The organism is Pseudomonas sp. S2_H10 (assembly GCF_054668285.1).
Map to the genome: position 1 here is coordinate 116,149 of NZ_CP162754.1, position 21,247 is coordinate 137,395.

The window sequence follows — 21,247 nt, forward strand, 5'->3', positions numbered from 1 at the left end:
CTGTTAAAGGATGGGAGTCAAGTAATGACTGTCCGCGTCGAGAGGGTTGTCAGAGTCCGCGGATTAGTTCCAGCTCCGCCGAAAATGCGTATTTGCTGTCCGGTGACGAGTCGTTCAGTTGCTGTACGTTGCGCTGGTCAATCTTCGAACTGAAGATTTTCGACTGGGGTTTCATCGGGTCTATGGCGGCAATGGTAAAGGAATGAAAATCGTCAATACGATAACCGGTTTTTACCTGATAGCCGTTTTTCACAGAACCCGGGGCCTTCTTGTTGGTTTCGACACTACTCAATTTTGCACTGTAGATTCCCTTCTCGTCGGCCATGGCCTTGAGCGAAAGCAATAAACCGAACGACACGGTGACGAAGTTTTTCAGTAGCATCAGGGCGACTTCCTTACTTGCAGTTTATTCGGGCAGGTCCTGGTATCAGCTGTATTCCTGCCACGGGTTGGTCTGCAAATAATCTCTGCGCGGTTGCGCCTGCCGAAGTCAAAAATTCATATTTGTCGGGCCTCAAAGCACGATGAGCGAGCTGGTGTAACGGCTGCCGGAGTCACCTTGTGCCGGGGCAGGGGGCGGGAAATCAGGCTCCTGTTCGTCGGTGTGATACTCATTTTCGCTATGAATTTTCAGATGCGACAGTTTTTGCGTGTCATCCGGGTTTGTCTGGATTTCATAATATTCAATGGTCGTGCTTTCGACGCTGCGCTCGTCGTACGCTAACGAATAAGCTGGCAGGGCGAGCAGGAATAAAGCCATCAGCAATCTGAAAGTGTTCGGTTTATTGTTTGTGTTCACTTGAATCCCCTGTGCAGGGCATTGTCCCGGGCAGAATCAAGCAGGCTCGATTCCGGCTATTATTGGCGGGGGATTTTTTGCCGGGGCACCATCTGATTCAAATCAATAACCGTTATTTCTGCCTCTGCCGAACGGGTGGCAAGTCAATCAATGGTTCATGCAGCGCAAGCGGCCCAGTTCATGTACGTAAAAACACACGGCGTCTTTACTCTGGGTCGGGATCAATTCGTAGTTGAGGATGGCGCCTTCTTGCAAGACATATTGGCGCCTGAAGAACAGGTCAGGGGTCTTTTCAATGGCAAACAGTTCTTTGTCCTGGCTGAGCTTTACGTTGCTGACCTTGATCTGAACGTGGGTTTTGCTTTCCGCGATGATATTCGCCGTGATGGTGGCATTGCGGATCTTCTCGTTCAGGCTTTCCAGCGTGGTCCCGGTGAGTCGGCCGTGCCCGATAGTCAAATACTCTTCGGTGTTGAGTTGATTGAGGTCTTCCAGCCACTGTCGGGTTTTTGTCTGATAGCTGGTGTTTTCCATATAGTGCGAAGGAGAGTAAACAAAGGAGAAAATGCACAGCGCATTGATCAAGGCGATGATCGGCCAGTGAACGACCTGTGGAATTCCAAACTTCATAGGGTGACTTCCAGGCATTGGCGAATCATCAAGGCAAGGTCTCTTTCGCTGCTGTTGAGCTGTAGATTTGCAGTGCTCAGGTCCGGACGGATGCACGAAACGGAATAGCTGGCTTTATACAGGTTGATCCAGACCTGGCCTTTCAGGTCTGGCGGCAACTGTTCGGATTGTTTTGCCGACAGGTTCATCAACGCTTGTGCCTCGGCAATATCATTGCCGACGGCATGAATGACCAATCCATTCTTGTCGATGCTGGAAATTTCAACTTTTGGCGCGTCGAGGCCGGATTGGAAAACAGTAAAAGCCGCGACTGCCAGCGTAACGATATAGGCGACCCGTTGAGCTTTGGTCATGCGGGTGGACTTTTCAGTTGTGCTGCAGGGTGCTGGCGACTCATCGCCAACAGTCGGCGCCAGTTGTTCGGGAATGGCCGCCGATGGCTGCGCAGTTTCCTCTGAAGGTGCCGGTCTATCTGCCGCATCGACTACTGCATGGCGGTTGAAGCAATAGCCTCTTCGCGGAACAGTCATCAGAATCTCGTGATCGCGACTGTCATTGAGGATGTTGCGTAACGAGAATACGGTTTGATTCAAACTGCCGGAAGCAACCACGCGGTCATTCCAGGTGTAGTCGATGATTTCATCGCGGCTTTTAGTGGTTCCCGGCTCCTTGAGCAACAGGTCCAACAGTCGCGATTCAGCCCTGCCCAGCGTGGAATTCTGTACATCTCCATGGGGTGTTGTAATGGTCAGCATGGCGCTGTCCGGGTCGAACACCGCCACGGCGCCATTTTTCAACTTGAAGGTGTAGCTCATAGAAATCTTCCGTTCAGGCGGTACTGGCCTGAGTATAGGGGCCGGATTTGGCTCGGTACATTCGGGTCCGGGAGGTGAACGAAGAGGGGGCCAGGCGCCAGGAGCGTGCAGTGCGGAAAACAGCCCTGCCTGTCAGAGGTATCGGTTGAAACAAAGGAAAAGCATTACTGGATGACCCATGGTTCCTGATTTGGACTGCATGAATAATGCGTGCAATGGATTATCCGCGCTATCCGAAAACTGCAAGCCCGGGCGGGCGAGTTTGCGTGCAACCCGTTAACGATAACCCGTATGAACCGGATAAACGCGGTCACTTGTAGGAGCCGGCTTGCTGGCGATGGTCGTTAACGATAACGCGTGTAAACAGGATAAACGCGGCGCACTCGAGTCCATCGCCGGCAAGCCGGCTCCTGCAGTTCCCCCGGGGAGGCAGTCGAGGGGCATTGTCGCCGCTGATCAGGGTAAAACGTCGTAGCCACGTTGTTGCAGGCAACTGCTATAGACCGAGTTGTTGGCGGTGACGCTTTGCTCGCTCGCAGCAAGATTCTGCCGGCGCGCCTGGCGTTGCCTGGAAGCCCCGACGACGGCGCCGGCAGCCGCGGTACTGCGTGCCTGGTTCTGGCGATAGTCTTGCCGGGTGTCGTCGTCGATCTGGTCATAGACCTGTTCATGTTGGCGGCCCCGGACCTCTGCCGCGGTCGCCCCGGCTACGGCCCCGGTGACGGCGCCCTTTGCCCGGCCACCGGATGGCACGCTGTTCTGTACCGGATGTTGTGCATTGGCCTGGGATTGGCAGGTACCGGTGTCCTGCTGGCTGGTCTGGGAGGTCTGACCTTTGAGGGGAACCACCGTCGTCGCCAGGGCACTGGTGCTCGGCAACAGCATCAGCACCGCCAGGGTATGGGCCAGTATTTTCATCGTCGGGTCTCACGTCAGGCGTGGGCACGGCTGACGGTTTGTCAGGGAAGAAATGTGTTCGAAACCCCACGCCGTTGCGCATGCGATGGGGTCTATCCGGGCATCAACGCTTGAGGAGCAGGGCCTGCATATCGTCCGTCATGCCTTTGAGCGCGACCTTGAAGTCACTGGCAAGCACCGGTTGCTGGGCATTGTCGAGCGTCGCGCCGAACACCTTGCGAACGACCTTGGCCACCGGCAGACCGGTTTTCGCGTCGATCAGGTTGGCTTCGATGTACATCTCGGCAGTCTGGTCGCGATGCCCGGTGGCTGCTTGTGTCGCCCCGACAATGGCGCCGATGGGAACGGCTTCATACCAGTGCATGCCTTCGTTGTTGGCGCTGACGTGGGTGATCGCCGCTTGCAGGATCAGCGACCGTGAGTCGGTTGGCGCCAGCTGCGGATAAGGGACGATCGCGTAGCGATGGGCGAAGGCGCTCTTGACGCTGTTGCTGGCCATCAATTGCAGGTCCTGCAGCGTCTTCAGGCTGACGCGTGCGGTCGGCTGCGGCGACGGATACAGTTCCATCTGCCTGAACACCACGGTTGAATACGCGCGAGGGTCGAACCCCGGTGACACCCAGCGCAAGACCTTCTGCTCACTTGGCGTAGTTTGCTCCTCCAGGCCCTGGTAGTTGCCCAGGAAACCCGAGTATTGCTCTTGCTGCGCCACTTTCGAGACGCAGCCGACCTGAAATACACAGCTCAATGCGATACCCGCAATCCATTTATTCGACATGCCCATGTGTTTGCTTCTCAAGTGATTAAAGTTGTCATTCGGGTACAGGTGCTTGCACGCCGGTCAATGCGGGCCGGATGCTGCCTGCGGCGGGGGAATAATCCGAATCAATAACTCTCAAAAACCGTTAAACACACGCCCGCCGAGTGGCCGGGCCATGTTGCACTTCGATCACAGTTGCCTACGCTAACTCCTTGCAACACCGGTTTTGGTGTCTACAGGTGAGTGAGAATGGATGTGAAAGTACGATGGATGGGCTCCGCGTCGACAGTCGTCGTTGCGTTGGGTCTCATGCCGCTGGCTCAGGCCGAGGATTCTGCTGAACTGGCGAAGAAGGCCCTCAACCCGGTCGCGGCGATGTACAGCCTGCCGGTGCAATACAACTGGGACCAGAAAATGGGGCCGACCGGCGAGGGCATGCACAGCGTGACCAATATCCAGCCCGTGCTGCCGTTCGCCCTGAACGAGGACTGGAATCTCATTTCCCGCACCATTCTGCCGATCATCGACCAGCACGGCCTGGCCCCCGATGGTGCGGCGGACAAGTCCGGCACCGGCGATATCACCCAGAGTTTTTTCTTCTCGCCCACCAAGCCCACTGAGAGTGGCTGGATACTCGGCGCCGGCCCGGCGTTGCTGATTCCCACCGGCAGCGACGAATTGCTCGGCAACGAGCAATGGGGGCTGGGCCCGACGGCGGTGGCGTTGAAGCAGTCCAATGGCTGGACCCGAGGCATTCTGGCCAACCATATCTGGGGCCTGGACGGCAGCCCGCCGGACGACAAGGAAAAGGTCAACGAGACCTTCCTGCAGCCGTTCCTCTCGTACACCACCAGTACCCTGACGACCTATGGGGTCAACACCGAATCGACTTACAATTGGCAATCTCGGGAATGGTCGGTGCCCGTCAACCTGACGGTCACCCAGCTGCTGAAGATCGGCGGCCAGCCGCTGACGGTGCAGGCCGGCCCGCGCTACTGGCTCGACAGCCCGGAAGACGGCCCGCAAGGGTGGGGCTTTCGCGCCGCAGTGACCTTACTGTTCCCGCGCTGAGGCGCGTTGTTGTCATGCGCCCGGCATGATCAATAGGAGGCACGGCATGGACCGATTCACCGGCGGTTGTCTGTGCGGCAAGGTGCGAATCGTCGCATCGGGGCGCCCGTTCCGGGTTGGCGTCTGTCACTGCCTCGATTGCCGCAAGCATCATGGCGCGCTGTTTCACGCCTCCGCGATATTTCATCAGGATGCCGTGACCGTCGAAGGCGAAACACGTGACTATGCCGGCCGGCATTTCTGCCCGCACTGCGGTTCGTCGGTGTTTGCGCGCAGTGCAGACGAAGTCGAGGTGAACCTCGGATCCCTGGATGCCCCTGACCAGCTGACGCCCACCTACGAGAGCTGGATGGTGCGTCGCGAGGCGTGGTTGCCGGCGTTTCCTTTTAAACGACGCTACGAGGGCGATCGGGACTCCACGGGGCGCCTTGAGGACTAGCGGGCACCTATCGACTACATCGATGTGTTTAAGCAACATTTCACGGTTTTTTCGATAACGCCATGTCGCGATAATCCGCCTTCAAAAATGGCAGGAGGACAGCGGGATGACTAAACAAGGAAGTTACACCGGTACAGCCAAGTGGCTGCATTGGGGCATGGCCCTGATCTGGCTGGCTGCATGGATCATCGGGATTTTGGCGACGCATTGGCGCGACGAGTTCAATGCTGACCGTGGGCTCACCTACTTGCACAAGTCGATGGCCAGCACGCTGCTGTTCCTCATCGTCGTGCGTATCGCCTGGCGCTTGAGTCACCCGGCCCCGGCGCTACCCGACTCGATGAGCCGGACCATGAAGCGTGGCGCGCTGGTCGGGCATGTGCTGCTGTATGCCGTGGCCTTGATCGGGCTGCCGTTGTCCGGCTGGTACTGGAGCTCGGTCGCCGACAAACCCATCATGGTGGCGTCGCTGTTCATGCTGCCGCCCATCGTCGCCCCCGACGAGAGCCTGTACGATCTGGCCAAGGCGGTGCATACCTACACGGCCTGGGTGTGTGGCGCCCTGGTGGGCGGCCATCTGCTGGTTGCCCTCAAGCATCACTTCGTTGAAAAGGATGATGTGCTCAAGGGCATGCTGCCCGCACGCAAGCACTGATTGTCCTGTGGCCGCCAGGCCAGGGCCACGCAGAGCCCGCGCTAAACGAACCTCGAACGCAGCTGCGCCGGGCTCACTCCAAGGCGTTGCCTGAAGGTGGTCGCCATGTGCGCCTGGGAATTGAAGCCGCAGGCGTAGGCGATTTCCGCCAGGGTCGCCGTCGAGTCGCGCATCAGGGCCCGGGCCTTGGCCAGGCGCCGGTCGATCAGGTAGCCATGGGGGCTTTTGCCGGTGGCGTTTTTGAAGGCCCGCATGAAATAACCTTCGGACAATCCAAGCAGGCCCGCCATCGCCGGAACGCTCAGCGGGCCATCCAGGCCAGCGTCGATGAACTCGTCGAGCAAGCGCATGCGGCTGCCGGTTATCGAACCATGGGGCGGTGTCGACACGGCTTCGCCAGCCGTTGCGCGCTCGGACAATGCCAGCGCCCAGGCCTCCCAATCGTCCTCTACGCCTGCGTGCAACAGCGCGGCGCGCATTCGCCAGGCGAGGGCGGTGGCCTGTGGATCGATGCGATTGTTGAAGGCGCGATCCCCCACCAACGCCACACTGTCGGTGCGTATCACCCGCAGGTACTCACCGCCTGTGGCGGATTCGGACAACACATCACAGCCGGCGGGGACAAACGCCAGGCCGTTGGGCATGGCATCGAAGGGATGGACCCGGTCGCTGCCGATCGCGTGCAGGCCGCGCTGGCTGTCGAAGGCAAAGCCGATGCCTGCCTGTGGTGCTACATATCGGGTCGCGTAGGCGCGGCCGGGCAGCAACTCTATCGCCCAGGGGCCGGCCTCGATGCGACGGACCGGTTCGGGCACAAGCTTGGATGGCAGGCGGTTTCGATGGCTCATGAACACCATAGTAATGAAGAGGGGGCGCAAAAGTCAGGTCGGTTTTTTGAAAGCCCTGGTACTGCACGGGGGCCAGACTGGGCAAAATCCCCGGGGAGACGCTCATGCACAAACTGACTCGCGACGACATCGAACAGGCCGCACGCCACGTTTATCAGGTAATGCCTGCCACCGCCCAGTACGCCTGGCCGTTGCTGGCCAGGCGCCTGGGTTGCACGGTGTGGGTCAAGCACGAAAATCACACGCCTACCGGTGCATTCAAAGTGCGCGGCGGTATCACCTTCATGCACTGGCTCAAGCGCGAGCACCCGGGCGTGAAGGGCATCGTCAGCGCTACCCGCGGCAACCATGGCCAGAGCCTGGCGCTGGCGGCGGGCGCAGTGGGTTTGCGCGCGTTGATCGTGGTGCCGCAAGGCAACTCGCTGGAAAAGAACAACGCCATGCGCGGCTTTGGCGCTGAAGTGGTCGAGTATGGCCGGGATTTCGACGAGGCCCGTGAAGAGGCGGCGCGCCTTGCGCAAGTACACGACCTGTTCCTGGTGCCGCCGTTCCACACCGAGCTGGTCAAGGGCGTCGCCACCTATGCACTGGAGCTGTTCAACGCAGCGCCGGACCTGGACACCGTCTATGTACCGATTGGCTGTGGATCGGGGATTTGTGGCGTGATCGCCGCCCGCGATGCGCTGGGCCTGAAAACACAGGTGGTGGGCGTGGTTTCCACAGAGGCGGCGGCCGCGCAGTTATCGTTCGACACCGGCGCCCTGCGCGAAACCGCCTCGGCAAACACCTTTGCCGACGGACTGGCCGTACGCAAGCCGGTGCCTGAAGCCTTTGCCGTCTACTCGCAAGGTGCGACGCGGATTGTAGCGGTGAGTGACGCGCAGATCGCCGAGGCCATGCGCGTGTATTACACCGATACCCACAACCTGGCCGAAGGGGCGGGTGCCGCGGCGCTGGCGGCACTGATTGCCGAGCGTGAGGCCATGTCCGGCAAAAAGGTGGGGGTGATCCTGTCCGGTGGCAACGTCGACAGATCGGTGTATGCGCACGTGATTGCGTAAGGAGCGCCATGACCCTGGTCGCATAAATTTGAAATGCACGGCGTTGCCCGACACAATCGCGCCCCGATCCGGCCAAAGGCGCCGGACGTTCGTGGTGAGAAGGGGCCGCAGTTGAACGAACAGACATTGTCCATGCGCCTGGAGCGTGTGGCGGCACATGTGCCGGCCGGTGCGCGCCTGGCCGATATCGGCTCGGATCACGGCTACCTGCCGGTGGCGTTGATGCGCCGTGGCGTCATTACCGCAGCGGTGGCCGGCGAGGTGGCGTTGACACCGTTCCACGCGGCCAACCGCACCGTGCGCGAAAACGACCTGGATCAACAAATCACCGTGCGCCTGGCCAACGGCCTGGCAGCCATCGAGCCGGGTGACGGGATCACCGCGATCAGTATCTGCGGCATGGGCGGCGAAACGATCCGCGACATCCTCGACAGCGGCAAGGCCTGCCTGAGCGGTGAAGAACGCCTGATCCTGCAACCCAACGGCGGCGAGCAGCCACTGCGTCTGTGGCTGATGGACAATGGCTATCGCATTCTCTGCGAGGAACTGCTGCGGGAAAATCGTTTCGACTACGAAATCATCGTCGCCGAACGCGCCGGGCCGGTGATCTACACCGCCCAGGAGCTGTACTTCGGTCCTTTGCAGATGCAGGCCCGCAGCCCGGCGTTCCTGTCCAAGTGGCAGCGCAAGCTGCGCCAGAAGCACAAGACCCTGAGCCAGTTTGCCGGGGCGCAACGCGCCGTGCCCGAGCAAAAGGTGCAGGACCTCGCGCGTGAGGTGCAGTGGATCAACCAGTTGCTGGCTTGAGCCCGTTGCGCAGGGTAGGCCGCTTCAGTTTGCCGACACCAGTTTCAGGCCAACGATGCCGGCCACGATGACCCCGATGCAAAGGATCCGCGGCGGTGCCATGGAGTCGCCGAGCAGGGCCATGCCCAGGATCGCCGTGCCTACCGCGCCGATGCCGGTCCATACGGCATAGGCCGAGCACCGCGACATGCTGATCTTCGACACCGATCCGTGCTCGCTCATCGATGCACTCGAGCAGTGGCAAGCGCCGACCGTAACCAAATGGATTGGCCTTTGAAGTCGATGGATCGGCCTGGTCACTCCTCTTCCCTGAGTGCGTTGATCCGCCCTGACTTTTCTGCCGCCAGCAGCGCGGCATGGTCTTTCGCATTCTGATTGGCATAGGCGATGGAAAACCTGCCGATGGCCTGGTCGAAGGAGTCCATCTTGCCCAGGTAGCCACTGATGAGCGCTGCATCCCCGGATTTGGCATGGGCACGGGCCAGGGTATGCCCGCACCACTCGGCGTACATCTTCATTCGTGCCGCGGAAATGCCTTCGATAGGGGCTGACATTTTCATGTCGCGCAACTGGCGCACAAAGAAATGCCGGCCATTGTTGCCGCGTGTCCAGCCCAGAAAGATGTCGCTGGAGGACTGCATCAACCGCTGCCCCGTGACCACGCGCTGCCCCTGGTTTTCGTAGTCGCTGTTGCCTGCATAGGGCGCCAGTACCGAGGGACAGGCTTCCTTGAATTGCAGAAGCAGGGGGTGGTTTTCCGCAGAAAAGAACAGGCCGACGAAACAATAGGTGCCGACGCTGCCGATGCCGACCGCTTTGACGGCAATGTCTTCGAGCCGGTAACGATCGAAGAGCACGCGTCGTTCATGGGACAGCGACAAACGATAATCACGCAAGGCGGTACGGACCCGCTGCTTGAAGCCCTTTTCGTACACATGAAAAAGCACCGGCGGTTGGTCGATCAGGCGCCGTCGCCCGCCGACTTCGCTGCTGATCCTGGGGTAGAGGTAATCCCCCAAACGCAACTTCGCCTTTGCCACCAGTTGCTCACGAATTTTCCTGATTTGCGCATTGGGCGCCATGTCGATGATCGCCTGGGCATCGAGGCGGTCATACCAGACATCCAGCGGGCCCATTTTCGAGAATTTGCGCAGGCCCTCGCGGTAAGCACACACGCATCTGATGGCAATGCCCCGTGCCTCTTTGTCGCTGAGCCGGTTGTCGCGCGCGGCCACGACAAAACTGATGGCCAGGCGTTTGACATCCCATTCCCAGGGGGCTGGGAGGGTTTCGTCGAAATCGTTGATGTCGAAAATCAGATTGCGCTCAGGTGTGGCGAACAGCCCGAAGTTCATCAGGTGGCAATCGCCGCAGGCCTGCACCTCGATGCCAGTGGTCGGGGTAGTGGCCAGGTCATGCGCCATCAAACCCGCGGAACCGCGCAGAAAGGTGAACGGGCTGCGCAACATGCGCCCGTAGCGCAACGGCACCAGGTTGGGCAGCCGGTAGCGGTTGGATTCTTCGAGCAGTTCGATAGGGTCGCGGTGTTTGCCTGGCGGTTTCCATTCGCAGTGAGCGGCATGGGGCAGGCGTTCGCGTAGTTGCTCACCGGCGAACAGGCGTTCCTTGCGCGAGAGAAAAACCGATTCGTCACCGGTGCCGTCGTCGGCAGACTTGCTTTTGCGGGGGGGCATGTCCACTCCTTTGCTCAACGAAGGTTGACTCCCTCGGGCACAGGATCTGGTAATGCGACTGTTCCATCAGCCTTCAGGGCACGCCTGTACGGGTATTTCGGAAAGAGTCGAAGCAGTTGTTCAAGCGTAGCAGTTCCGTTGTGGGATGCTGTATTGCCAGCATGATTGTCAGCATGGATTTGGCGTGACGGCGAGCGGGGTAAAATTCGCCTTTTGCAAGGCCAGACGGAGTGAGTTCCGTGCGAAATCCGCATTTTTTTCGGCCTGAAAAATGAAACGTTTCAGCCCCATGGGACGGCGGTTTCGGCCAATGAAACCGGGCTTGCGAGGGCTTGGATGGAGTACCGTCTGTCGAGGTTTTTGTTCGAAAAATGAACGATCGGGATATGCTGGGCTCTGATCTACCAGCAGGCGGATCCCTGGAGCTTCGCACTGCACTCCCTAGTAACCAAGAAAAAAAATGGACGAATACCTCATCTGCATTGAATGGAATGCTCATGGGGATTTTTTTTACCTGAGACCTGGAGTGATAGTATGTTGTCATCACTGACTCGCTGGTCGAGTCGCTCTCTCTTGTACGGGTAATACCCAACTATTCTAGTTGCTTTAATTCTAGTTGCTTTAATCAATGTGAGTTTGATTGTGCAGGCGTGATTAATCATTTCGCGTGCCTGGGGCATGGTCAATTCACACTGCCGCAATAAGTGGAGATGTAATCGTGGATATTAATACAATGATCGGCCTTCTCGGCCAGAAAGAATCCATGGAGTTCATGCGTTTAGGAGTTGTATACGTACACTTGCTGGCTTGTTGCGTAGCCATTGGCCTGGTGTTTGCCAGCGATGTTGCAATGGTCAAGGACTTGTTGAAGGGCCGCGTGTCGTCCGGGCACGATAATGATCATATGGCCAGTCTGCAGAAGTCTGTATCCAATGCGTTGCTGTTCTTGTGGATTACCGGCGCCGCGATCATAGGTATTGATTACCTTGATAAAGGAATGACCTACTTTGCCAACCCTAAACTGCAAGCCAAAGTCATTATTGTCTTGTTGCTGACATTCAACGGCATGTTGTTGCACCGCTATGTATTGCCGGCAATGCTCAAGGCCGGTTCCTTGATTGATCTCCACGTCAATGTACGCATGTTTGCCCTGTTCTCTGGTGCACTGTCCGGCGTGTCCTGGTTGTATGCCGCCATGCTCGGAGTCGGTCGACCGCTGGCCTGGAAATACTCGCTCACCGAGTTGCTGATGGCCTATCCGGTGTTGATCCTGCTCGGCTTTGCAATGATGTTGGCGCTGACCCAGTGGGCCCGCAGCCGCAGCGCGGCAGCACCTGCCGAAGAGACTTGGCTGTTCGCCGGCATTCCTGCACGATGAGCGGACGTCAGTCCAGGTAAGGACGGCTCCAGCCGTTTGCACCTTTGAAACATCGGACCCCCTCCATGCGAGGGGGTTTTTGTTTGTGCGGCCGATGGTTGTCCGTTCATCCCCTGGCCCGGTGACGCAGGCGCGAGTAGGAAATCAGCATGCTGGCCAGTTCTTGTGTCACCTGGCTCATTGGCGAGACTCGACGGCTGATCAGACTCACCTCGCACGACTCCAACGGCTCGCGAATCGCCAGGCTGACAAGCGACGATGAAAACAGCTTCATGCCGGGAAGCATGCCGGGTTCGATGGTCAGGCAATCCGTCTCGCTAATCAGGTGGAGGATCTCCAACAGCGATTCGCCAGTGATCGCAATGTTCGGAGGGGGCAGGCCCTGAGCCCTGAACAGCTCGATCAGGTGGTTCTCCGCACTACCGATAACGCCGCCCGGCCGGACGCTGATCCACCGACAATCGGTCAACTCGTGCAACGAGCGGGCATCCGCCAGAGGGTGCCCCTTGCGCGCAATGATGCTGGCTGTCGAGCTGTAAAGACGTTCGATCTGCAGATCGCTATTGCCCACATCGGGAGCGAGGGGGCACATCACGAAGTCGAGTCGACCGGCGCGAATCATCTCGATCAGCATCTTCGTCTTGCCGCTGGCCACGTGTAACTGCACCTTGGGAAATCTGCCGGCAAAGCTGCTGAAGACCGGCATCAGGCACGCACCCAGTGGTTCGGCCGAGACACCCAGGGCGATCTGGCCTTCGTGCATCCCGTTGCATTGCCGGACATCCTGGACCGCGCGATCGCAATCGAGGACGATCGAGCGTGCCCGGGTCAGGAATACCTTGCCGGCCTGGGTAAGGCTGATGCCCTGAGCGGATCGCACCAACAAGGTGACGGCCAATTCTCTTTCCAGGCTTTGAATCGAGTCTGTCAGCGTGCTCTGGGCCGAGTTCAGTTGTCGTGCCGCCGAACGAAAGCTGCCCATGTCGACCACTGAGCAGAAGGCCCGAAGCTGAATCAACTTCATGAACCACCACCTTTGCGGTAGCTATCGAGCGGGGTTGTGAAGTCGATCGGGAATGACAGGGCTGCCTCTGTTTTGCGCATGGATGTTTCCTCGGGGCCTGGATTATTTGCGTGGAGCAGTGGGTTGTGGATTTTAACTCGACTGCGATTATAGCGCACGCGATGTATGTATGTTCAATCAAAGACCCAATGATGTCAAAGCCGATGCCGAGTCCTGGCGACGAGCGGTGTGAAGGGCTGCGCAATGACGGAAAAGTCGAAGGTGATCGTTTTTTCCGTTCTATTCGCCATCTATTTCATACCTATAAAATCAACATTGTCAGGCAGTTATGTAACCTTTCTGTACCTGATTCTCGTTAAATTCTCCAGGAATCACCGATGAGCAAAATCGAAAAAGTACTGGCCACCGGCAAGTCTCACACCACCCTGAGCAACGGCGGCAACACCTCGCGGGGGAATACCGGCAAACTCGATATCGAACTGTCGTCACCCGGTTCCGCCGGGCCGGCCCATGTGTTCACCGCCACCCAACCGCACCCGACAGCCGAGCAACTGTTTGCCGGAGCATGGTCGGCCTGCTATATCGCCGCGCTTGGCGTGGCGGCCAAAGAGTTGAAGGTGACACTGCCTGCTGGCATATCCGTCGACATCGATATCGACCTGGGACAAACCATCGACGGCTACCTCCTGCAGGCTGGCTTTAATGTCCACCTGCCAGGTCTTCCTCATGAAGTTGCTTGCACTGTCGCACATGCGGCGGACCAGATGTGCCCCTATTCGAAGGCAACGCGCGGCAACATCGATGTTTATCTGAATGTTCAGACTTCGTGATTGAACTTGCTGTTGCTCTGGCACTTGGGCAAGTTTTGACAGCACCCCACTAGATCATTGTTGTCGATAGTGCTCTGTGCAGAATTCTAACCAATAGCGGCTGCCAATCAAGAATTGGTTCTGCGTGTGCTTTCACGCTTTGGGAGCCTGTATGCCAGGACGCATCAAACTACCTTCCCTGACCAGGCGCAAGTTTTGTAGCGCGGCGGCACTGACTTGTGCTGCCGCGCCCTTGGGGTTACTCGGTTTTTCAAACAGGACTGAAGCTGTGACTGATACTTTAAAAACAACAAATAGTACTTCCACCGAAATACGCCCGTTTAGTTTTATCGCCAAAGAGGCCGATCTTTCGGAGTTGCGTCGGCGCATAGAAGCCACACGATGGCCTGACAAGGAAACAGTCGACGACTCCTCTCAAGGAGTGCAACTGGCAACGATCCAGAAACTGGCCGATCACTGGGCAAATAAGTACGACTGGCGAATGATTGAATCGAAAATCAACGCCGTTCCCAACTTCATTACCAAGATTGACGGCCTGGATATCCATTTCATTCATGTCCGCTCGAAACACGAGAATGCGTTGCCATTGCTCATGGCGCACGGATGGCCCGGGTCGATCATCGAGTTGATGAAAGTCATCGGGCCTCTTACCGATCCCACCGCGTACGGTGGCAATGCCGCCGAAGCGTTCAGCCTGGTGATTCCGTCGATGCCGGGATACGGCTTCTCGGAGAAACCGAGCGTCGCCGGCTGGAATCCGGATCGTATCGCCGATGCCTACATCGAACTGATGAAGCGTCTCGGATACACCCGCTATGGGGCGCAAGGAGGGGATTGGGGATCGATCGTCGTCGATCTCATGGCGGTCAAGGCGCCACCCGGTCTGATCGGTATTCATTCGAACATGCCTGGCGTCATCCCGCCTGAACTGGATGCGGCATTGTTTCGCGGCGAACCGGTACCCGGCGACCTGTCCGGGGAAGAGAAACTTGCGGCCGATCAACTGGCCAACACCTACAAGCATATTGGCTACGCAATCATGATGGGGGACAGGCCGCAGTCGCTGACAGGCCTCGCTGACTCACCCGTGGGGCTGGCGGCCTTCATGCTCGATCACGACCCTAAAAGTTACGAGATGATCGCGCGTTCCATTGACGGACAAGCGGAAGGCCTTACGCCCGATGACGTCCTCGACAACATCACGCTGTTCTGGCTGACCAATACGGCCATGTCCTCGGCTCGGCTCTATTGGGAGAACACGTCGACCTTCTTCGCCGTCAAGGGCGTCAACATCCCGGTGGCGGTCAGCGTGTTTCCCGATGAACTGTATGCGGCGCCGCAAAGCTGGACGCGCAAGGCCTATCCCAAGCTTGTGCATTACAACCGGTTAGCCAAGGGCGGACACTTTGCCGCGTGGGAGCAGCCGGCGCTGTTCTCGCAGGAAGTCCGTGCCGGGTTCAAGTCACTGCGCTAAGTGACGGGCCCGGGGCCGTCCTGATACCCGGTGTGCGGAGATCAGGACGGCGCGGTGCGGATTGGGGAGGAGGGCAGCCAGGTCAGCCTCGAACTGCCGCTCATCGCCAAGGCATAAAATAATCTTTGACTTCATTGGGGCTTTGGTTGAATATTAATTCATCGCATGCGATCAAGTCGAGTGCGACAACAAACAAAAACAACCTTGCCGTTTGGAGATTCAGCCATGAACACCGGAAGCCGCCGCACCATGTTGATCGCTACCGCTCAAGCTTCCCATGGCCACAACGGCAACAACTGGATCGTTGCACAGGCCCATTGAGCACTGTTGTTTTTTTAATGTCACATACATCGCATCCGATACGATCGCACGAACTTTAAACCCTGAGGAAATCACCATGAGCAAGATCGAAAAAGTACTGGCAACCGGCAAGACCCACACCACTCGCAGCGCTCTCGGCGGTCACGACGGCAACCTCGATATCGAACTGTCGTCACCGGGTTCCACCCAACCAGCCCACGTCTTTACCGCTACCCAGCCGCACCCGAAAGCCGAGCAACTGTTCGCCGGGGCCTGGTCGGCCTGCTACACCGCGGCAGTGGGGCTGGTGGCGGGGGAGCGCAACATCGTGTTGCCGGCGGACATGGCCGTCGACATAGAAGTGGACCTGGGCCAGACTGGTGCGGCCTATTTCCTTCAGGCCCGACTGACCCTGCGAGTGCCTGGGCTGGCGCACGATGTCGCGACTGAACTGGCGCACATCGCCGACTCCATTTGCCCTTACTCCAAAGCCACACGCGGCAATATCGACGTTGCCCTGAACGTGATTACGGCGTGATGCCCGCAAGCACCACTAATATCGCATGCGAATCAAGCGCATACGTACATAACTAATTGTAATTCTGAGGGAATCATCATGAGCAAGATCGAAAAAGTACTGGCCAGCGGCAAAACCCACACCACTCATAACAGTGCAGGCACCACGTCGCGCGGGCATAACGGCAACCTCGACATCGTGCTGTCGTCACCCGGCAGCGACACCCCGGCACATGTGCTGACCGCCGTGCAGCCGCACCCGAAAGCCGAGCAACTGTTCGCCGGAGCGTGGTCGGCCTGCTACATCGCAGCGGTGGGGCTGGCCGCCCAGCAAATGAAGGTGACGCTGCCGACCGACACGGCCGTCGACATTGAAGTCGATCTGGGCCAGACCGGCGCGGCGTACTTCCTCCAGGCCCGGCTGACGTTGCGCGTGCCAGGGCTGGAGCAGGGCGTGGCAACCGAGTTGGCGCACAACGCCGATGCAATCTGCCCGTACTCCAAGGCCACGCGCGGCAACATCGATGTCGCCATCAACGTCCTGACGGCATGAACCACTGCACGGCCAGCTCACCGGGGATTTTCCCGGTGAGCTGGCCGTCAGGGTTTATACGCACTTCCGATATCATCGCGTACGACGTATAGTCTCAGCCTGGCACGACTGACCCAAGAGAAACGTCCATGAAAAACACCGACAAGACATCCGCCCTGGATCTCAAACTCACCGACTTCCTGTGTTTTGCGGTCTATTCCACCAACCTGGCGTTCGGCAAGGCCTACAAGCCGATGCTCGAACGGCTCGGCCTGACCTATACGCAATACATCACCCTGGTTGCGCTGTGGGAGGAAGACAACCAGACCGTTGGCAGCCTCGGCGAAAAGCTGTTCCTCGAATCCAACACCCTCACGCCGATCCTCAAGAAGCTGGAAGCGATGGGGTATCTGCTGCGCCAGCGCGACCCGGAAGACGAACGCCAGGTGCGGATCAATCTCACGACAGAGGGGCGAAAGTTGCGTGAAGGCCTGAGTGAAGACGGCTTCCCGCAAACCGGTCTGGATCCCGACGACTTCGTGCAAATGCAAAAAGCCATCGTGAAGTTGCGCGGTAATCTCATCCGCACCACGAAAGACCGGGACTAAGCGCTATCCAGGCCATCCACCGAGCAACACTGCGCCCAACGCAACCAGCGCGGTATTGAGACAGACCAGCGCGAAGCCAAACCTCACCAGTTCGCTTTCTTCCCGGGCCTGGGTTTTGGCCAGCCCCAGGATCAGCATGACGATCGACAGCGATCCCAGTGCCGCGTGGCCTGCCGAACTGTTCTGTACCGCTGCCAGCAACAGGCGCGAGGACTCGGGCAACATGGCGATAGCGGGCATGAAAATCGCGTTGCCGCCCACATTCGACCCGGTCATGTAGCCTGACAGGGCGCCCAGCAGGGCCACCAGCGATGTCGCGGCGCTGGGCGAAAGCCCCGCGAGCAATTGCATCAAGCCCGCCAGGAAGCCTGCCTTCACCATCATCTGCGACATCGCCAGAAAGAACAAAATGGTCAACAGCGGCCGCTTCGCGCGCGCGGCCAACGCGGCAGGCACGCTGACCTCGGGGGCCGTCCGGTCTCGCGTGTAAAACGCCAGCCCGGCCAGCAGCAACAGCAGGGCCAGCCCGGGCGAGGCCAATGGTTTCCAGCTGACTTGTGCGCCCTGTACGACCCAGAGGTCCTGCCAGGCGGTGAACGTCCACAGCAGTTTCAGCGCGACAATGCAGACAATCAGCACCAGATAGGGCCATGCCTGACGCGGCCAGTGCACCGCACCGCGCTCGCTGAGGCGCAAACGCCACAACCCGACAGAGAGTACGGCGGCGGCCGTCACCAGGCCCGCGGCAACGCCGGCAACTTCCGGCCCCAGCCAGCGACTGGCACTGTAGAGCACTCCGACAAACAGCAGCCAGCAAGCGCCCAGCGTCCTCCATTCGCGCCACTCACGAACACCGGCCAGAAACAGCGACATCGCACCGAGGGCCAGGAACACCGGTGCGCTGGTCAGTGCCGAGGTCGCAGCCAGCGCGCTGGCGTCCAGGTGAGCCAGCGAAGCGCCGATGACCGATGCCAGCCCCAGCGTTCCCCACGGCATGATCGCCATGCCGGCCAGCGCAATGCGCAATGCGGCCCTGCGCTCGAACAGGCTGAGCAGCAGGGGCACTGTCGCGATCAACGACACACCGAAGCCGGTCATCGCTTCCAGCAACGGGGCCAATCCGAGGACGATGAACACAACCTGGTCGCCACGCCGCAGGCCCAGTGAGTTCACCCATTGGCTGACCGCCAGGTTGATGCCCAGGCGCTCGATGTAAATCACGAAGGCCAGGCCCGGAACGATCACGAAGGCCGTACTGGCGAACAGCACGGCCGTATCCTTAGCGGCGGCCAGCATACTGCCCGGGTGCCACGCGTCGGCAGCGCCGGCGAGCCAAAGCACCACGACCAGCAATGTGCCGGCGATGGCGGCGTGAACGGGTGGCCGGCGCAGCACGACAAGCATGGCCGTGACCAGCAGCACAGGGGAGAGATGAAACAGGGCGAGCATGCCAGGGATTTCCTGTGTGAGTTCACTTCCAAGGCTGCGAATGCAGACCGTTGGCAAGATAATATTTCTCACGACAGGATAAAGGGTCGCAGTTTTCTGCTAGTTTTCGAGAAAATTTCTCGCGGACCGATCATGTTAAAACACGACGCTGCATCTCAATCGCTGGATAAATTCGACCGCGCCATCCTCGACCTCGTCCAGCGCGACAACACCCTGCCGCTGCGCCTGATGGCCGAGCAGGTCAATCTCTCCACGGCCGCGGTCCAGCGTCGCATCAAGCGGATGCAAGAGACGGGCGTCATCACGGGCAATATCGCCATCGTCGATCCCACCGCCGTAGGGCGCCCGATCACGATCATTGTGGAAGTGATGACCGAGCGCACTAGCCTCGCGGAACTCGAAGCGATGAAGGCCCACTTCGCGGTGCCTGAAGTTCAGCAGTGCTACTACGTCACCGGCGAAGTGGACTTCGTCCTGGTGCTGACTGTCGCCAGCATGCAGGAATACCAAGCGTTGGCGCGGCGCCTGTTCGCCGAAAACGCCAACGTGACCTGGTTCAAGACCATCGTGGCGCTGGACCGGGTGAAGGTCGGGCTGGCCGTGCCGGGCACGTCAGGCTGAACGCTGGTGCAATAGCGCCCACAAGGTTGGCGCTATCTACCTTTAGTCTGACACCGCCCCCGATTCCGGTGTGATTTTCCCCACAAGCGGGGTGGCATTCCCCAACCGTATTCGCACGTGCATTGCTCGGCACTGCAACTCTTGATGAATGTTTGCGGGGGTATTCCGGTCGTCGCACATATTTTGTTACATCGATGGCAGAGTAATTGCTCAGTGAGCTTGTCCCGTTCATCGAAGGTGCAGATTCGGCAAGCTGAGGAGCTGCAGGTACCTGGTTGAGTGATTGCCCGTAACCATCGGTTTGCATCACCCGATGCCCTTGGATACTCAATGCAAGTGCTGCAGTCATCCTCTGCCACCGGTCAGGGGAAAACTTATGAGCCACTCCGGACGTACGTGTGCGAAGGCAACGCTGCTTGGGTTATCGGCCGTGTTTGTTCTATGGACGATCTGCACGGGCACCTACATGGCAACCTTCCACATACCGGCAGTCGTCAAGCTGGCTCTCGTCGACTTGAACATTTCCCTGGCGGCGTTGTTCTTGCCGTTCCTGCTGGTGGGCAGAACGCTCGCTCGTCGTCTGGTGTGCTTTCTGGTCTGCCTGCTGACGGTAACGCTGGTGGTGGCCGACGAGCCCCAGGGCAATGACAACCAGAGCAACGAGAAGTGGCTGGAGCCGGCGCGTTCCAGGCTCATTCACGTGAATGGCGGGATGCCGTTCTTTCCGCACCGGGCCAATACCACCGGCAACCTGGTGTTGAATGTGAAGGACTTCGACAACGCCCAGGTCTGTGGCGCCTGCCATACCGAAATCTACAAACAGTGGCGCTCGTCGATGATGTCCCAGGCCTGGGATGAACCCATCTATCGGGCCTTGCTCAAGCGCGCGAGTGCGGCCACCGAAGGCAGGGTCGACAACTTCTGCACCGGCTGCCATACCCCGATCGGTCTCACGACCGGGCAGATCAATTCCGACGTCAACCGCTCCTCGATCGAGGACAGCACGAAGAATCATCCGATGCCCGGGGTCGATTGCGAGACCTGCCACAACATCAGTTCCCGCACCGGCCTGGATAACGGCGCCTACGTGCTGAGCCCGCGGGCGCACGGCAAGCCGACCAAGTTCGGGCCGCGCAAGGATGCCGTTTCGCCTTACCACGACACCGTGTATTCGGCCCTGCACACGCGCTCGGACTTTTGCGCCACCTGCCACAACGTCACGCATCCCTTCAGCAGTGTGGCGGTCGAGCGGACCTATGACGAATGGCAGGAGAGCACCTACAGCCTTAACGATGTCACTTGCCAGAGCTGCCACATGCCCGGTTTCAAGGGCAAGGCCGCGATCATGGGGCCGGATCGCGAAGAGGTCGCGTCGCACTGGTTCAGCGGCGCCAACGCGATGATGCTCAAGCATCTGGGGCAGGAAGAAGGCGCACAACGCGCGCGCGACATGCTTGCGCGCGCAGGGGATATAACGTTCGAACAACTGCCGGCAGCCATCATTCCCGGGCAATACACCTCGATCGCGGTCAAGGTTTCCAATGTCGGCGCCGGGCACAAGCTGCCGACCGGCTTTCCGGAGGGACGGGAGATGTGGATCGATTTCCGCGTGCTCGACGCCGGCGGCCACGAACTCTATCGCCTGGGCTCGATCAAGGACGGCAAGACCGAAGCCAACACGCGCAATTTCAAAGTGCACATCGGCGACAAGGACGGCAATCCGTTGGACGTCGAGGTCTGGAACGCCACGCAAATTCTCTCGGACAACCGCATCCTGCCCAAGGGCTACGAGATCGGCGAGTTTTCCTTCCTGGTACCGGTCGATGCCACAGGGCCGCTGACATTGATTGCCGAACTGAATTACTGGCCGTTTTCGCAGAAGCTGGCCGACTACCTGCTCGGCAAGGATCAGATGCAGGTGGAAATCACCCGGATGGCCAAGGTCACGCAGAGCGTACCCCTGGCGACCAGCCTGTCAGCCGTGGGGGCGGATGCGCGGCACTTTTAGGCGTGGCGGG

24 protein-coding genes are annotated in these 21,247 nt (G+C 59.1%); 13 read left to right on the forward strand and 11 right to left on the reverse strand.

The genetic code is table 11. The annotated features are described in order from the left end of the window. Nucleotides 1-49 precede the first annotated feature (49 nt). The 6 genes from AB4O16_RS00425 to AB4O16_RS00450 form a co-directional block, all read right to left on the reverse strand. The gene (locus AB4O16_RS00425) at nucleotides 50-382 is read right to left on the reverse strand and encodes a hypothetical protein (protein ID WP_460156698.1); all 333 of its coding nucleotides are present in this window, start codon (nucleotides 380-382) and stop codon (nucleotides 50-52) included. 132 nt (nucleotides 383-514) lie between these two features. Next, a complete protein-coding gene (locus AB4O16_RS00430) occupies nucleotides 515-799 on the reverse strand; it encodes a hypothetical protein (RefSeq protein ID WP_371925979.1) in 285 nt (94 codons plus the stop codon). Between the two features lie 147 nt (nucleotides 800-946). Continuing rightward, nucleotides 947-1,429 (reverse strand): hypothetical protein, encoded by a 483-nt coding sequence (locus AB4O16_RS00435; protein ID WP_160388687.1) that lies wholly within the window; start codon nucleotides 1,427-1,429, stop codon nucleotides 947-949. Further along, nucleotides 1,426-2,244 carry a winged helix-turn-helix domain-containing protein gene (locus AB4O16_RS00440; protein ID WP_460156699.1) on the reverse strand — a complete coding sequence of 273 codons (819 nt, stop codon included), beginning with the start codon at nucleotides 2,242-2,244 and terminating at the stop codon, nucleotides 1,426-1,428. The genes AB4O16_RS00435 and AB4O16_RS00440 overlap by 4 nt, the downstream gene beginning before the upstream one ends. 456 nt (nucleotides 2,245-2,700) lie before the next feature. After that, complete coding sequence (locus tag AB4O16_RS00445) at nucleotides 2,701-3,162, reverse strand: hypothetical protein (RefSeq protein WP_460156700.1); 462 nt, start codon at nucleotides 3,160-3,162, stop codon at nucleotides 2,701-2,703. 103 nt (nucleotides 3,163-3,265) lie between these two features. Continuing rightward, nucleotides 3,266-3,946: a DUF3313 domain-containing protein gene (locus tag AB4O16_RS00450; protein WP_160388690.1), complete on the reverse strand. Its 681-nt coding sequence runs from the start codon at nucleotides 3,944-3,946 to the stop codon at nucleotides 3,266-3,268. 246 nt (nucleotides 3,947-4,192) lie between these two features. Here AB4O16_RS00450 and AB4O16_RS00455 point away from each other — a divergent pair, with 246 nt between their 5' ends. The 3 genes from AB4O16_RS00455 to AB4O16_RS00465 all read left to right on the forward strand — a co-directional run bounded on the left by AB4O16_RS00455 (nucleotide 4,193) and on the right by AB4O16_RS00465 (nucleotide 6,087). Beyond that, nucleotides 4,193-4,993: a transporter gene (locus AB4O16_RS00455; RefSeq protein ID WP_371925981.1), complete on the forward strand. Its 801-nt coding sequence runs from the start codon at nucleotides 4,193-4,195 to the stop codon at nucleotides 4,991-4,993. 46 nt (nucleotides 4,994-5,039) lie between these two features. Beyond that, nucleotides 5,040-5,432 carry a GFA family protein gene (locus AB4O16_RS00460; protein ID WP_160388692.1) on the forward strand — a complete coding sequence of 131 codons (393 nt, stop codon included), beginning with the start codon at nucleotides 5,040-5,042 and terminating at the stop codon, nucleotides 5,430-5,432. Between the two features lie 106 nt (nucleotides 5,433-5,538). Then, nucleotides 5,539-6,087: a cytochrome b gene (locus tag AB4O16_RS00465; RefSeq protein ID WP_460156701.1), complete on the forward strand. Its 549-nt coding sequence runs from the start codon at nucleotides 5,539-5,541 to the stop codon at nucleotides 6,085-6,087. 41 nt (nucleotides 6,088-6,128) lie between these two features. Here AB4O16_RS00465 and AB4O16_RS00470 read toward each other — a convergent pair whose 3' ends face one another. Then, complete coding sequence (locus AB4O16_RS00470; protein ID WP_460158104.1) at nucleotides 6,129-6,944, reverse strand: helix-turn-helix transcriptional regulator; 816 nt, start codon at nucleotides 6,942-6,944, stop codon at nucleotides 6,129-6,131. A gap of 95 nt (nucleotides 6,945-7,039) precedes the next feature. On the opposite strand from AB4O16_RS00470, the gene AB4O16_RS00475 reads away from it, so the two are divergent. After that, entirely contained in the window at nucleotides 7,040-7,996 is a 957-nt protein-coding gene (locus tag AB4O16_RS00475) for a threonine dehydratase (RefSeq protein WP_460156702.1), read from the forward strand. Between the two features lie 111 nt (nucleotides 7,997-8,107). Continuing rightward, nucleotides 8,108-8,803, forward strand: a complete 696-nt coding sequence (locus tag AB4O16_RS00480) for a tRNA (adenine(22)-N(1))-methyltransferase (RefSeq protein ID WP_305989801.1) — start codon at nucleotides 8,108-8,110, stop codon at nucleotides 8,801-8,803. Nucleotides 8,804-8,827: 24 nt separating this feature from the next. Here the strand turns inward: AB4O16_RS00480 and AB4O16_RS00485 are convergent, their stop codons facing one another. Continuing rightward, the gene (locus AB4O16_RS00485; protein WP_460156703.1) at nucleotides 8,828-9,025 is read right to left on the reverse strand and encodes a DMT family transporter; all 198 of its coding nucleotides are present in this window, start codon (nucleotides 9,023-9,025) and stop codon (nucleotides 8,828-8,830) included. A 74-nt stretch (nucleotides 9,026-9,099) separates the two neighbouring features. Continuing rightward, nucleotides 9,100-10,497, reverse strand: a complete 1,398-nt coding sequence (locus AB4O16_RS00490; protein ID WP_460156704.1) for a DUF2252 domain-containing protein — start codon at nucleotides 10,495-10,497, stop codon at nucleotides 9,100-9,102. A gap of 733 nt (nucleotides 10,498-11,230) precedes the next feature. On the opposite strand from AB4O16_RS00490, the gene AB4O16_RS00495 reads away from it, so the two are divergent. Beyond that, the gene (locus tag AB4O16_RS00495) at nucleotides 11,231-11,875 is read left to right on the forward strand and encodes a hypothetical protein (RefSeq protein ID WP_460158105.1); all 645 of its coding nucleotides are present in this window, start codon (nucleotides 11,231-11,233) and stop codon (nucleotides 11,873-11,875) included. A gap of 106 nt (nucleotides 11,876-11,981) precedes the next feature. Here the strand turns inward: AB4O16_RS00495 and AB4O16_RS00500 are convergent, their stop codons facing one another. Next, nucleotides 11,982-12,899, reverse strand: coding sequence for a LysR substrate-binding domain-containing protein (locus AB4O16_RS00500; RefSeq protein WP_460156705.1), 918 nt, complete (start codon nucleotides 12,897-12,899; stop codon nucleotides 11,982-11,984). A 377-nt stretch (nucleotides 12,900-13,276) separates the two neighbouring features. On the opposite strand from AB4O16_RS00500, the gene AB4O16_RS00505 reads away from it, so the two are divergent. The 5 genes from AB4O16_RS00505 to AB4O16_RS00525 all read left to right on the forward strand — a co-directional run bounded on the left by AB4O16_RS00505 (nucleotide 13,277) and on the right by AB4O16_RS00525 (nucleotide 17,159). Continuing rightward, nucleotides 13,277-13,729 carry an Ohr family peroxiredoxin gene (locus AB4O16_RS00505; RefSeq protein ID WP_460156706.1) on the forward strand — a complete coding sequence of 151 codons (453 nt, stop codon included), beginning with the start codon at nucleotides 13,277-13,279 and terminating at the stop codon, nucleotides 13,727-13,729. Nucleotides 13,730-13,997: 268 nt separating this feature from the next. Then, complete coding sequence (locus tag AB4O16_RS00510; RefSeq protein WP_460156707.1) at nucleotides 13,998-15,203, forward strand: epoxide hydrolase family protein; 1,206 nt, start codon at nucleotides 13,998-14,000, stop codon at nucleotides 15,201-15,203. A gap of 397 nt (nucleotides 15,204-15,600) precedes the next feature. After that, nucleotides 15,601-16,041, forward strand: a complete 441-nt coding sequence (locus tag AB4O16_RS00515; RefSeq protein WP_460156708.1) for an Ohr family peroxiredoxin — start codon at nucleotides 15,601-15,603, stop codon at nucleotides 16,039-16,041. Between the two features lie 78 nt (nucleotides 16,042-16,119). Beyond that, on the forward strand, nucleotides 16,120-16,572 hold the full coding sequence (locus AB4O16_RS00520; protein WP_460156709.1) for an Ohr family peroxiredoxin: 453 nt from the start codon (nucleotides 16,120-16,122) through the stop codon (nucleotides 16,570-16,572). A gap of 128 nt (nucleotides 16,573-16,700) precedes the next feature. Then, on the forward strand, nucleotides 16,701-17,159 hold the full coding sequence (locus tag AB4O16_RS00525; protein WP_160388699.1) for a MarR family winged helix-turn-helix transcriptional regulator: 459 nt from the start codon (nucleotides 16,701-16,703) through the stop codon (nucleotides 17,157-17,159). Nucleotides 17,160-17,162: 3 nt separating this feature from the next. On the opposite strand, the gene AB4O16_RS00530 is transcribed toward AB4O16_RS00525, so the two are convergent. Beyond that, complete coding sequence (locus tag AB4O16_RS00530) at nucleotides 17,163-18,608, reverse strand: L-lactate permease (protein ID WP_460156710.1); 1,446 nt, start codon at nucleotides 18,606-18,608, stop codon at nucleotides 17,163-17,165. Nucleotides 18,609-18,740: 132 nt separating this feature from the next. Here AB4O16_RS00530 and AB4O16_RS00535 point away from each other — a divergent pair, with 132 nt between their 5' ends. Together AB4O16_RS00535 and AB4O16_RS00540 are read left to right on the forward strand one after the other, a co-directional pair. Then, nucleotides 18,741-19,229 carry an Lrp/AsnC family transcriptional regulator gene (locus AB4O16_RS00535; protein ID WP_460156711.1) on the forward strand — a complete coding sequence of 163 codons (489 nt, stop codon included), beginning with the start codon at nucleotides 18,741-18,743 and terminating at the stop codon, nucleotides 19,227-19,229. A 376-nt stretch (nucleotides 19,230-19,605) separates the two neighbouring features. Beyond that, nucleotides 19,606-21,237 carry a multiheme c-type cytochrome gene (locus AB4O16_RS00540; protein WP_460156712.1) on the forward strand — a complete coding sequence of 544 codons (1,632 nt, stop codon included), beginning with the start codon at nucleotides 19,606-19,608 and terminating at the stop codon, nucleotides 21,235-21,237. Nucleotides 21,238-21,247 lie beyond the last annotated feature (10 nt).